11 protein-coding genes are annotated in these 12823 nt (G+C 65.8%); 4 read left to right on the forward strand and 7 right to left on the reverse strand.

Going from position 1 to position 12823, the window contains the following annotated elements; genetic code table 11:
• Nucleotides 1–49 precede the first annotated feature (49 nt).
• Together SPHPH_RS0111305 and SPHPH_RS0111310 are read right to left on the reverse strand one after the other, a co-directional pair.
• Nucleotides 50–2992, reverse strand: coding sequence for a TonB-dependent receptor (locus SPHPH_RS0111305; protein WP_238303050.1), 2943 nt, complete (start codon nucleotides 2990–2992; stop codon nucleotides 50–52).
• An 84-nt stretch (nucleotides 2993–3076) separates the two neighbouring features.
• A complete protein-coding gene (locus SPHPH_RS0111310; protein ID WP_028966791.1) occupies nucleotides 3077–3799 on the reverse strand; it encodes a FadR/GntR family transcriptional regulator in 723 nt (240 codons plus the stop codon).
• Nucleotides 3800–3913: 114 nt separating this feature from the next.
• On the opposite strand from SPHPH_RS0111310, the gene SPHPH_RS0111315 reads away from it, so the two are divergent.
• Together SPHPH_RS0111315 and SPHPH_RS0111320 are read left to right on the forward strand one after the other, a co-directional pair.
• Nucleotides 3914–4849, forward strand: coding sequence for a DUF4861 family protein (locus SPHPH_RS0111315; RefSeq protein WP_028966792.1), 936 nt, complete (start codon nucleotides 3914–3916; stop codon nucleotides 4847–4849).
• 2 nt (nucleotides 4850–4851) lie between these two features.
• Entirely contained in the window at nucleotides 4852–6123 is a 1272-nt protein-coding gene (locus tag SPHPH_RS0111320; RefSeq protein ID WP_037488484.1) for a DUF2264 domain-containing protein, read from the forward strand.
• Nucleotides 6124–6254: 131 nt separating this feature from the next.
• On the opposite strand, the gene SPHPH_RS0111325 is transcribed toward SPHPH_RS0111320, so the two are convergent.
• From SPHPH_RS0111325 to SPHPH_RS0111335, 3 genes are read right to left on the reverse strand one after another with little or no spacing between them, the layout of a single operon-like run.
• Entirely contained in the window at nucleotides 6255–7337 is a 1083-nt protein-coding gene (locus SPHPH_RS0111325; RefSeq protein ID WP_238303057.1) for a glycoside hydrolase family 43 protein, read from the reverse strand.
• A 48-nt stretch (nucleotides 7338–7385) separates the two neighbouring features.
• Complete coding sequence (locus SPHPH_RS0111330) at nucleotides 7386–7961, reverse strand: sugar O-acetyltransferase (RefSeq protein WP_028966795.1); 576 nt, start codon at nucleotides 7959–7961, stop codon at nucleotides 7386–7388.
• 5 nt (nucleotides 7962–7966) lie between these two features.
• Nucleotides 7967–8197, reverse strand: coding sequence for a hypothetical protein (locus tag SPHPH_RS0111335; RefSeq protein ID WP_028966796.1), 231 nt, complete (start codon nucleotides 8195–8197; stop codon nucleotides 7967–7969).
• Nucleotides 8198–8272: 75 nt separating this feature from the next.
• Between SPHPH_RS0111335 and SPHPH_RS0111340 the strand changes: the two genes are divergently transcribed.
• Nucleotides 8273–9031, forward strand: coding sequence for a ZIP family metal transporter (locus SPHPH_RS0111340; protein WP_028966797.1), 759 nt, complete (start codon nucleotides 8273–8275; stop codon nucleotides 9029–9031).
• Between the two features lie 10 nt (nucleotides 9032–9041).
• On the opposite strand, the gene SPHPH_RS19565 is transcribed toward SPHPH_RS0111340, so the two are convergent.
• Nucleotides 9042–10397 (reverse strand): alpha-L-fucosidase, encoded by a 1356-nt coding sequence (locus SPHPH_RS19565; protein WP_051272976.1) that lies wholly within the window; start codon nucleotides 10395–10397, stop codon nucleotides 9042–9044.
• Between the two features lie 64 nt (nucleotides 10398–10461).
• The gene (locus tag SPHPH_RS0111350) at nucleotides 10462–11583 is read right to left on the reverse strand and encodes a glycoside hydrolase family 43 protein (RefSeq protein ID WP_028966798.1); all 1122 of its coding nucleotides are present in this window, start codon (nucleotides 11581–11583) and stop codon (nucleotides 10462–10464) included.
• A 316-nt stretch (nucleotides 11584–11899) separates the two neighbouring features.
• On the opposite strand from SPHPH_RS0111350, the gene SPHPH_RS0111355 reads away from it, so the two are divergent.
• Complete coding sequence (locus SPHPH_RS0111355; protein WP_028966799.1) at nucleotides 11900–12820, forward strand: formylglycine-generating enzyme family protein; 921 nt, start codon at nucleotides 11900–11902, stop codon at nucleotides 12818–12820.
• The last annotated feature ends 3 nt before the right edge of the window (nucleotides 12821–12823 follow it).

Consider the following 12823-nt stretch of genomic DNA (forward strand, 5'->3'; position numbering starts at 1 on the left):
CGGAAAGAAAGAGCGCGCGACACCGCCGCGCGCCCAGGTGGGGGACGTCTTAGAACTTGCCGCGGATACCGAACGAGAAGGTCCGCCCATTGAAGTAGGAATTGTCGCGGTGCGTCTCTCCGACGGACTTCGACGGATTCTGGTAGAAGGTATAAGTATTTTCGTTGGTGATGTTCAGCGCATCGACACGCAGCTCGATATAGTCGTTGATCTTGAACGCGACGGTCGCGTCGAGATAGCCCTGCGCCGCGAAATACGAGATTTCGTCGTTTGCGGTATTGCGCTGTGCACCGCCGGTCTTCGACCGGTAATTGTACGATCCGCGCAGCGAGAACGGTCCCTTTTCATAGAAGCCGGTGATGCTGTACGTATATTTCGGCACGCTCTGCAGCGCGACGACGCTGCCGTTGGTCAGCACGAAATTATAGTCGATGCCCTTCTGCTGCTGGTCGATCAGCGTGAAGCTGCTGGTCAGGCCCAGGCCATCGAACGGCTTGGGCAGGAACGTGAAGTTCTGCTGATACGCCGCCTCAAGCCCGCGCAGCTTCAACTGCCCCGCGTTCTGAACGATCGTGCGCAGGATGCGCGGGTTGTTGTTGGTCAGTGCGTTGACCTGCGCCAACGTGCAGGTGCCGGTCGGTCCGCCGAACGCCGCGCAGCTGAAATAGCTCGGGTCCAGCCCGGCAGCGGCGAACGGCACATCCTCGGTCACCGCGACCGGCTGGTCGGTGATGTCCTTTTCGAACAGCCCGATGCTCACCAGCGCCGCCGGCGCAAAATACCATTCGAGCACCGCGTCATAGGTGGTCGCGACCTGCGGACGCAGGTCGGGATTGCCGACCGTCACCGCATTGTTGAACACGTTCGGCACGACGATGCTGCCGGCGATGTCGTTGAGCGCGCCGCGCGTCACCGTATTGCCGATCGAGCCACGCAGCAGCAGCTTGGGCGTAATGTCGAAGGCGAGGCTCGCTGACGGCAGCCAGTTCTGGTAGCCGCCGTTGCGCCGGTTGGGCGTGAATGCGCCGCCCAGGTTGGTGTAATTGTTAATGATCGTCTCGGTATCCGAATAGCGGATGCCGGCATCGCCGCGCAATTCGTGCCCGCCGATCGTCAGCTTGAACGACGTCTCCAGGAACGCCGACTTGACCCGCTCCTCGGCCTCATAGGTGGCGTTGAGCTGGCGCGGCGCCTGCCGGTTGGCTTCGTTCGCCCCCAGCGTACCCATGACGAAATCGCGCGAGAAGGTCGCGAAATTGGACGGATAGCCCGCGTTGCCGCCGTTGTTCAGCGTGCCGTATTGCAGGAACGGGTCCATGTACTGGAACACGCCATTGCCGCTGGAGGCGAAGGTGCCACCGTTCGGCAGCGTCGCGGCGCGCGCGATCGACGAGCCGTCCTGCGCGGTCCGGCTCTTCAGGCTGGAGACGTAGCTGCCGCCCACCTTGAACGCCATGCTGCTGTCGCCGGTATCGACCACCGTCCAGTCGAGCACCGAACGCAGGCTCTTCACCGTATCGTCCTCGCGCTGGATCGAAAAGCCGAGCGACGGATCGCGGAAATTGGCGGGATCGGTGAACGACGTCGGGGACGTGATCGTCGGATAGGAGACGTTGACGGTCGGATCGTAGGTCGTCGTGATGCCGTAGATGTTCGAGACGATCCGGTTGCCCGATTGCCACGCCCGGCTCTTGGAAATGCTGCCCTGCGCCTGCAACGTCACCTGGTCACTGAAGTCGTACTTCGCGCGCGCCACGCCGTAGGAGAACTTCGTCTCGAAATCGCGGAAGAAGCTCTCGCCGATGATGCTCGTGTTGCCGAAGGTGCCGTACAGATTGTTGTACTGGTCGATCTTCACGTCGAGCGGGATGATGCCGGAATTGGTGCCGGTCCCCGGGATCGCGGTCGTGCCCGGGGCGGTGCGCGAGTTGCGCACTGGCACGCCGAACGTGAACTCGTCCATCTGATCGGCCAGCTTGGAATAGATGCCGTCGATGCTCGCCTCGAACCGGCCGCTCTTATATTGCACCGAGCCGACGAAGCCCATCCGCTCGCGTTCTGTGTTCGAGGTATAGACGCGGTAGAAGCGCGGCAGCAGCGCGTTGGCGACCTGCGCGCGCGTCAGGTTGCCGAGATTGGCGAGCGGGCTGTCGAGGTTCAGCTCGAACTGGAACGGCCCACTCGTGTTCGACGGCACCGAACCGTAATAGGGACGGCGGCCGAGCGTCGACGAATTATAGCCGCCGGTCGACTGGAAACCCGAGCGCTCGTTGACGGTCTTGGCATAGGCGGCACCGAACAGGACGCCGAAATTGCCCCAGTGATCGCTCACGATCAGCGACCCGCGCGGGCGCCACTTCTCCGATTGGTCGTTGTAGCTATATTGCGCCGTATAGCGGAACACGCGATCCTTGCTGTCGAACGGGCGCGGCGTCTGCAGGTCGACGTTGCCGCCGATCCCGCCCTCTTCGAGATTGGCGAGCGGCGACTTGTAGACGTCGACGCGGCCGAACAGCTCGGACGGAAAGACGTCATAGTTGAACGCGCGGCTCGAACTGCCGACGCTGCCGGCCGAGGTGGTGCGCACCGGTGCGCCGTTCAGCGTCGTCACGACGAAGTCGGAGCTGAGGCCACGAATGGCCACTCGCTGCCCTTCGTTGGTCCCGGCACCGCCATCGCGGCTGAGGATCACGCCCGGGATGCGCTGCATCGAATCGGCGACGTTCGCCTCGGGGAATTTGCCGATGTCTTCCGCGACGATCGAATCGCGAATGCCGACCGCCTCGCGCTTCAGCTCCAGCGCTTCGGCAAGGCTGCGACGAAAACCGGTGACGACGATGTCCTCGCTCGTCGCATCGGCGGTGGTCTGCGGGTCGCTGGCCGGGGCGGCGGCAGGCGCAGCCGGTTCGGTCTGCGCTGCGGCGGGAGCCGCCACCAGCGCCAATGCGATGGCATGTGCCGACGCCATGCCGATGAACAACGACCTGCCCACGATAACCCCCTCCTCTTGCACCGCTGATCGCGGCTCATGAATCGGGTTATCATACAACTTTCAGGTCACGTCAATCCGCTTGCATCATCCGTCGCGTGACAGCCCCGCCGCCTCGCTTAGCTCAGTATGACGGCTCAGGCTTTCCTGCATATGGTGCCGCGCCGCATCGCGCGCCCCGGCCGGATTCATCCGTACAATCGCATCGACGATCGCTTCATGCTCGGCACGCACCTTCTCGACATAGGCGCGCTGCGCCTCCGGCGGCTGGTCGCGCAGATACAGGTTGCGCGGCGGCACCAGCCGCACGCCAAGGAAGTCGATCAGCTTGACGAAGGTCTCGTTCTGCGTCGCGCGCGCGATCGCGGTGTGGAAGCGCGTATCCGCCGCCGCCGAAGCGACCGGATCGTCGGCCACCTCCGCCATGTCGCGCAGCGCCGCGCGCATCGCGGAAATGTCGGTCAGGGTGCGCCGCGCCGCCGCAAAGGCCGCCATTTCCGACTCGACCGACAGCCGCACCTCGAGCAGCCGGATCACATCCGCCAGCTCGCTCATGTCCTGCCGCGTGATCTGGAACGCCTGATAACGCGCATCGTCGGACACGAACACGCCCGACCCCTGCCGCGCGATCGCCATGCCGTGCGCCTCCAGCCGCGCGACCGCCTCGCGCACCACCGTGCGGCTGACCTTTTCGTCCTCGGCGATCTCCTTCTGCGTCGGCAGACGCGCACCGGGCGGCATCTCGCCCGAACGGATCCGCGCCTCCAGCTTCATGTACAGCGCATCGGCCATCGAAATGGTCTTGGTCATTCCCGCTCTATATCAAGGTACAAGGCCAACCCCCATCGCCAAAGCACCGCCTTGGCAAAATAGATATGATGTCTTAGGTTATCGTACAACATTGATGAGCGAGAGGAACCGACGATGCGACGCCCGCGGATGATCGCGACCGCGACGGCATGGCTGCTGCTGGCCGCGCCTGCGGTGGCGCAGCAGGCCCCGCCACTCCCGGTAACCGCCCCGCTGCCCCCGCCGCCCGATCGCACGCCGCACGCCGTCGCACTGCTCGCCGACTATCGCTACGATGACCTGCTCTGGGAAAACGACCGCACTGCGCACCGCATCTACGGCCATGCGCTGGAGGCCGCCGAGCCGCCGTCGGGCTCTGGGATCGACAGCTGGGGCAAGAATGTCCGCTGGCCATTCGCCGACCGCCAGCTGCGCACCGGCGACCAGCACGCCTATCATGGCGAGGGGATCGACTTCTACAATGTCGGCACCACGCGCGGCGCGGGCGGGCTGGGCATCTGGCACGACAACAAATTGTGGACCTCGCGCAATTTCGTCCGCCACCGCATCCTCGCCAGCGGCGGAGACCGCGCCGACTTCACCGTCGATTACGCGCCCTGGCCGGTCGATACGGTGCGCAAGGTGTGGGAGACGCGGCGCTTCACGCTGCCGCTCGGCACGCATTTCACGCGGATGATCTCGACCCTGTCCTCCGACCGCCCCGAGCCGCTGCTGGTCGGCATCGGCATCGGCAAGCGTACCACCGGGCAGGGCGCGGGGGAGTTGAGCGTCGATCGCGCCCGCGGGCTGCTGTCCTGGTGGGGGCCGGACGATCCCGGCCACGGCCGGATGGCGATCGCGATCCGCGTCGATCCGCGGATGATCGCCGACGTGCGCGCCGATGCCGATAACCAGCTGGTGTTGCTGCGCGTCACGCCCGGCACGCCGTTCGTCTATTATTCGGGCTCGGCATGGAGCCACGGCGAAGGCGATTTCCGCACGCGCGCGCAATGGGACGATTACGCCAAAGGCGCGGCGCTCGACTTCACGATACCGAAGGCAGGGCAATAGTGATGCAAATCGATCGACGTGCGGTGCTGGCCGGCGGCCTGACGGTGGCCGGGTTGGCGACGACCACCGCCGAGGCGCAGACTCGCGTCACCGAACCGCCGCTCCCCGATGGCGCGACCGACCGCGCCGACGCGCTCGCGCTGCTGCGCCGGATGGCGGAACCGGTTCTCGGCCGCATGGCGCGGGGTCGGCTCCACGCCGAATGGACGCCGGAACTCAGCCCGACATGGGACGGCCGCAACCCCGGCGTGGCCTATCTCGAGGCGTTCGGGCGGCTGATCGACGGCATTGCGCCGTGGCTCGCGCTCCCCGACGACGCCAGTGAAGAGGGGCGGCTCCGCGCCACGCTGCGCACGCAGGCGTTGCAAAGCTACACCCATGCGGTCGATCCCAGGAGCCCTGACTACCTCCTGTGGCGCGGACATGGACAGGCATTGGTCGATTCCGCCTATTTCACCAGCGCGCTGCTGCGCGCGCCCGACGCGCTGTGGAAGCCGCTCGATGCCAAAACGAAGGCGCGGATCGTCGAGGAGATCAAGGGCCTGCGCCGCATCTCCCCGCCCTACCAGAACTGGCTGCTGTTCGCGGCGATGAACGAGGCGTTCCTGTTCGCGATCGGCGAGGACTGGGACCCGATGCGCGTCGACCTGACCATCAAGAAAATGCTCGAATGGTATGTCGGCGACGGCTGGTACGGCGATGGCCAGCGCTTCCACTATGATTATTACAACAGCTACGTCATTCAACCGATGCTGGTGCAAATCCTCGCCAGGCTGGCCGCGGGCAAGCCGAGCTTCAACAACCTCCGCCCTGCCGAGGAACTGGCGCGCGCGGTGAAGCGCGAGCAACGCTACGCCGAGCATCTCGAACGCATGATCGCCCCCGACGGCAGCTATGCCGCGATCGGCCGCTCGCTCACCTATCGCACCGCGGTGCACCAGCCGCTCGGGCATCTGGCGTGGCGCGGGCAATTGCCCGACACGCTGCCACCGGGGCAGGTGCGCGCCGCGACGATGGCGGCGCAACGGCGCGTCTTCGCCGATCCCAGCAACTTCAATGCCGACGGCTTCCTGACGATCGGCTTCGCGCGCCATCAGCCGACGCTGGGCGACGTCTATTCCAACGCCGGCAGCATGTATATCGCCTCGGAAAGCCTGATCGCGCTCGGCCTGCCCGCCGATCACGCTTACTGGACGGCCGCGCCGCAACCGTGGACGATGCGCCGCGCCTTCGACGGGCAGGATTTCCGCAAGGACTATGCAGTCGATTACTGAGCGACGGCTAGCCTGCCCCTTCGTCGTCGCCCCGGCCTTGAGCCGGGGCCCCGCTTCTTCCCCGCGTCCGCGGAAAAAGCGGGATCCCGGATCAGGTCCGGGATGACGTGAAAAGGGATGAGGCCTCGGGCCTAATCTCCCGCCGCCGTCACCACCGGCCGCGTCTCCCCATCCAGCTCGGTCAGCTCGCGCTCGACCGCGATCGTGTCGCCCAGGTCGCGCATCGCATACAGCTTGCCGCGCGCATTCTCGAACGGGCGGTGCAGCACCATCGTCAGCTTGCCCTCGAAGGTGCGGAACAGCATCCCGTGCCCGCTGTCGCCGCGCACCAGCGGCGGCAATTGCTCCCACGGTCCGCTGACCTCGCCGCTCTTCGACCGTGCCAGCGACTGGACGTAACCGCGCCGGTCATAGCTCGACCACAGCATCAACAACGTGCCGGTGCGCGTGCGGAACAGCTCGGGTCCGTCGGTAACGTTGCCGTCCTTCATATCGGCCGGGTCGGCGCGCTTCGCCCACGGCGCCTCGGACGCGCGGAACAGCAGGCGCGGCGGCCCGGCGACGGCCAGCGTGTTGTCCAGCGGCACCGCCTCGATCGTCCCGTCGCCCACCTGCACCCATTCGTGCGCGTAGACCATCCACGGCTTGCCCGAACGATCGACGTGCAGCGACCCGTCGAGCGTCATCCGCGCGGCATCGACGATCGGCGCACCGCCACGCTCGAGCCGGTATGGCCCACCCAGCGTCGCCGACGAGGCGAGCAGGGTCGAGCGTCGCACCGGCTGACGCCCGTTCTGCCCGGGCAGCTTGAGGCCGTCATTGTAGAAGGTCGAAAACAGATACCATCGCCCCTTCCAGCGATGCACTTCCGGCGCCCAGGCGCCGTCGTTCGCCCAGCTGTCCTCGGGCAGCGTAAAGACCACGACCGGCCGCTGCCAATGCTTCAGGTCCGTGCTGCGGTAGGCCATGATCCCCAGCCGCTGGTCACCGGTCAGCCGCTTCTCGTTGCGGGTGAACAGCCAATAGGTGCGCGTGGCGCGGTCGGCGACGATCCACGGATCGTGCAATGGCATGTCGGGCAACAGCAACGGCGCATCGGTTGCGCGCGGGGCAGCGGCGGTCACCACCGGCAATGCGACGCCCGCAAGCGCCGCCATAAGGACAATGCGCCACACAGCGGTTGCGCCGGCACGTCCGGCGGCAAGGAAGGTCATTCATCAGTCTCCCGGTTATGTCGGACAATAATCGGGGACGGGTTCGGGTCAACCCGCCGCCATGACGTCCCCGCTCCGCTCGCGCGCCGGATTGCCCGCAACGGTCGCGCGTGCACGCACGTCGCGCGTCACCACGCTGCCCGCGCCGATGATCGCATCGTCGCCGATCGTGACACCGGGCAGGATCAGCGCTCCACCCCCGATCCACACGTTGCGCCCGATCGCGATCGGCCGTCCCCATTCGGCGCCGGTCGCGCGCGCCGCCGGATCGCGCGGATGATCCGCGGTCAAAATCTGCACCCCCGGTCCGATCTGCGTCCCTTTTCCGATCGTCACGGTCACCACGTCCAGAATGATGCAGCTATAATTGAGGAAGACGTCGTCCCCGAGGCGGATGTTATAGCCATAATCGCAATGGAATGGCGGCCGGATCACCGCCCCCTCGCCCACCGCCCCCAGCCGCTCGCGCAGGATCGCGCGCCGCTCGTCCGCCGGCAGCGCCGCTGCTGCATTGTAGCGCGCCATCCACGCCAGCGCCGCCTGATGGTCCGCGATAAGTTCCGCGTCGCCAGCATGATACGGCTCGCCCGCCAGCATCTTCTGCTTCTCGCTCCGCTGCGCCATCGCCCTCAATCCCGCGCCGTCAGCGGCACCGAGGACCGCCCGGCGGCACGCGCGTCCCCACCCGCAGCGTCCTGCCGCGTTGCGTGGAGATGCCGCAATATCAACGCCAAATCCGCCTCGCTCAGCCCGGATGCCGGGTCGATCACGATCCCCGCCGGCAAGGGCTCCACCCATGCCGCAAGACGGTTGCACGCAGCGCCCAGCGCCGGATCGGCGGAATCATCGAAAGCAGCCATAGGCTTACTTATGCCCCGCCCACCGCGTTCGACCAAGTGCCGGAGCATTCGCGCGCGAAGGACGTTTGCTCGTCCATGACGGGCATGTGGACGGCGGGTTTCTGGGGACTGGTGGGCGGGTCGGCGCTGGTGCTCGGCGCGGCGATCGCCTGGTTCGTCAGTCTGCCGCAACGACTGATCGCCGCGATCATGGCGATCGGTGCGGGTGTGCTGATCTCCGCAGTGGCGTTCGACCTGATGGACGAAGCATTCCAGCGCGGCGGATTCGATTCAACCGCGATCGGCTTTCTCGGCGGAGCGGCGACCTACACCGCCGCCAACGTCTTCATTTCCCGTCGGGGTGCCCGTCATCGAAAACGCTCGGGATCGAACCCGCACGAACGCCAGCCCAACGCGGACAGCGGCTCGGGCGCGGCGATCGCCATCGGCGCCCTGCTCGACGGCATTCCCGAATCGGTGGTGATCGGAGTCAGCCTGCTAGGCGGCGCCGGCGTCAGCGCGGTCACCGTCGCGGCCGTGTTCCTCTCCAATGTCCCCGAAGGGTTGTCGAGCGCTGCCGGCATGAAGGCCGCCGGCCGCTCGCCCGCCTATGTCTTCGGCGTGTGGGGCGGGATCGCACTGGCGTCGGCGATCGCCGCGATGATCGGCAACGTCGCGCTGGCCGGAAGCAGCCCCGACCTGATCGCCGGCGTCACCGCGGTGGCGGCGGGCGCCATTCTGGCGATGCTGGTCGACACGATGATCCCCGAGGCGACCGAAGCGACACACGACTATGCCGGATTGATCGCGGTCGTCGGCTTCCTGCTCGCTTTCGTCCTCACCAAAAGCGATTGATCCCCAAGTCTCAGCGCAACGTCAGCTCGATCACCTGATCCCAGCTATCACGGAGCGGCGGCAGCCCGGAAAGCTCGACGCCGTTGCCGCGCTGCGCCACCTTCACCCGGGCGCCACCGTCCAGCAACCGCGCACTGGCCACCGGTGCCTTCAACGGCAGCGCTATTCGGCCGTCATGCGCGCGCAGCAGATGGACATATACGGTCTTGCCCTTCTGCGTGGTGACGCCCCAGTCACCCGGCGAAACCGGCCCGCCCCGCGTGCCGTAGATGCTGGTGCCGTTCACCTTCAGCCAGTCGCCGATCGTGTGGAACGTCGCGAGGTTCTCCGGCTGGATCTCGCCATTCGGCATCGGTCCGGTATTGAGCAGGAAATTGGCGTTGCGCCCCGCCGCCCCGACCAGCGTCTGCACCAACGTCTTCGGCGACTTGTACTGCTCGTCGGTTAGGTTGAAGCCCCAACTGCCGTTCATCGTCTCGGCGGTTTCCAGCGGCAGCGCGCCGACCGTCGCGGTGCCGCTGAACCCGGTCTTGTTCTCGCCCGGCAGGTCGCGCTCGAACGTCTGATAATCCTCGCCCGCGAACGGAGCGTGATGGTGGTTGTTGACGATCAGCGCGCCGGGCTGAAGCTGATGGATCAGCTTGTACGTCCGCTCCAGCCGCCAGCGATCGCGCAGCGGCGTCTTCTCCTGATCCCACCAGCCGTCGAACCAGATTCCGCCGATCGGGCCATATTGCGTCAGCAACTCGCGCAGCTGCGCGTCCTGATAATCGAGATATTTGTCCCAGTCGCCCGCCTCCGGCCGACCCGCCGATTGGCCAGTCTGCCCACGTGGAAAATAGTCGGGGTTGTGCCAGTCGAGCTGCGAATAATAGAAGAACAGCTTCACGCCCTGCCGCCGGCACGCCGCGGCGAGTTCGCCGATCGGATCGCGCTTGAACGGTGTCGCCTTCACGACATTGTACGGCGACACCTTGCTATCGAACATTGCAAAGCCGTCGTGATGCTTGCTGGTGATGACGATGTAGCGCGCCCCCGCATCCTTGAACGAACGCACCCAGGCATCGGCGTCGAACTTTTGCGGATAGAAGAACTTGGCGAGCCTCTCGTACTTGGCGGCCGGAATCTTGTTGTTCTGCATGATCCACTCGGCACCGCTCGACGATCCGGTGCCGCCCAGTTCGCTGTACAGGCCCCAATGGAGGAAGATGCCGAACTTGGCGTCCTGAAACCATTGTCGCGCGGCGAGATTCTCGGCCGCGGGCGTATAGGTTTCGGCCGACTGGGCGGCTGCGGGTGGCGCGGCGAGCGTCGCCGCAATCGCCACGGTAAGTCCCTGCCACAACCGCCGGCGTGCGCTGCCCATCGTCCTCTCCCGATATGTTCTTGAACTAGGATGACGCCGAAGCGGCGCGCTGTCACCCTCCCCGTCAACGCTCTCCGAAATACCCCCGCAGCCGCTCGGCTTCCTCGGGCGTGATCGCCATCACCGTGCCATGCTTGGGCGCGGTGAAGTTGGTGGTCTTCATCGGCGACCCCGGATCGTTGAACCGGCCGATATTACGGAACGTCTTGAAATCGGTCGTCTCGGCGAACCCCATATTGTTCGGCTTGGTCCCGAACACGTCGTACATCAGCACATAGGTGTTGGTGCCGTAGCGCTTCCACAGGTTCGGCGCCTCCGCCGCCACCTTCTCCGGATCGATCTTCTGCGCGTCGTAGACGTACCCGCCGTCGATCCGCCGCGACACCGCCTGCCGGATGCTGCCGGGCTGCTCATGCGCGACATAGAACATGTGATAGCGGTCGCCGATTTTGGTGATGTCGGCGTCGATCGTGTTCACTGCCGGGCGCGGATAATGGAGGATCTGCTTCGGCTCGGTGGTCAACGTCGTGAAGGCCGGGTCGGCAAGCGACTGCACCATGAAGTTCGGGCCATTGCCGATCCGCGTCGTGAAATAGACCATCATCCGCTTGCGCGCCGGGTTCCAGATGGTCTCCGGCGCCCAGGCATTGCCCGCCTGCGCATAGGCAGGAAACAGCGCACTGACATTCACCTTCGCCAGCGTCCAATGCAGCAGGTCGTGGCTCTTCATCAGGATCAGGTTGCGGTTGTTGCCCCAGCCGTAATCCTTCTCCGGCCGCTCCCAATCGGTCGTGCGCAGCCCCTCGCGCTTGGCGAAGATGTGCAGGTCGGTCATCGACATATAGAAGTCGCCGTCCGGCCCACGCATGATGTGCGGATCGCGAATGCCCTTCTGGTCTGCGACCGCACGCCCCGACAGCACCGGCGCGCCGTCATTGACGTCGGTGAAGGTATAGCCATCCGCTGAGGTCGCGAAATGCAGCGAGTGCGTCTCGTCCTTGAAATAGGCGAGAAGATACGCCGACCGCCCCGCCGCGCGAACCTTGGGCGCCGGGAAGTCGTCGAGGGACCGCACGACGTCCAGCCGACGGGTGGCGTGGGCGGTTTCCTCCGCCTGCGGGCGCGCGGCCAAGGCCGTTGTGCCGAGCATCAGCGCCAGGCTCGTCACTGCGATCAACGCCTTCATATCGTCTCCTGTGCCCCGTTCTGGTATTGCAGACCCGTTCGGATCATAGACGTAAATACTCCGACAAGACGGAGCAAGCATTTCAATTTGTTTCGCATCTTGCCACACGAACGGCGTCCGAAAAGCTGCCCTTCTCTTGACCCAAGATTTGCGGCCTTCCGAAATCCTATCGATCTAGTGTGCATTGTTGCGGATGGATGGCGCGAGGGTGTTCGGCGATGCGGGGAATGCGGCGGTGACATGGACGAAGGCGGCCATGTCACGGTTCGCGCGTCACCGCGCGCGGCGCGCCCACGCCTCGGTGGATCGCTCAACGATGGTCGAGGTGCCCGGTGGCATGTTCCAGATGGGATCGGATCGCTTCTATCCGGAAGAGGCCCCGGTGCGGCGCGTTCGGGTCGACACCTTCTGGATCGATCCGCACCCCGTCACCAATCGTCAGTTTGCAGCGTTCGTCATCGCTACTGGCTATCGAACGCTTGCGGAGGTCGCGCCCGACCCGCGCGACTATCCCGGCATGGCCGCCGGGATGGCGCACCCCGGATCGTCGGTCTTCGCCCCGCCGGCGCGGCTCGACGATCCCCGCGACCACCGCCAATGGTGGCATTTCGTTTTCGGGGCCGATTGGCGGCACCCGACCGGTCCCGACAGCTCGATCGACGGGCTGGAGGATCATCCCGTCGTCCATGTCGCGCATCAGGATGCCGTCGCCTATGCCGACTGGGCGGGCAAGGCGCTGCCGACCGAGGCGGAGTGGGAATATGCCGCCCGCGGCGGGCTGGACGGCGCCGACTACGCCTGGGGCGACGAACTGTCACCGGAGGGAAGAATCCTCGCCAATTACTGGCACGGTGCATTCCCGCTCGCCAACGAGACGCCCGATGGCTGGCACCGGACGTCCCCGGTCGGCACCTATCCCGCCAATGGCTACGGTCTTTACGACCTGATCGGCAACGTCTGGGAGTGGACGGACGACTGGTATGCGCTCGCCGCGGCACCGGCACGCACCTGCTGCGTCCCCGCCAATCCGCGCGGCGGCACCCGCGCCGAGAGCGGCGGTCGCAAGGTGCTGAAAGGCGGCTCGCATCTCTGCGCCGACAATTACTGCCGCCGCTACCGCCCGGCCGCGCGCCACGCCCAGGCCACCGACACCGGCACCACGCACATCGGCTTTCGCTGCGTCTGGCGCCCATCGCCGCCTGCCACCGCATCCAAGCAAAGGGGGAAAAGAAGATGAGAC

It is taken from the genome of Sphingomonas phyllosphaerae FA2, assembly GCF_000427645.1.
Classification (GTDB): Bacteria; Pseudomonadota; Alphaproteobacteria; order Sphingomonadales; family Sphingomonadaceae; genus Sphingomonas; species Sphingomonas phyllosphaerae.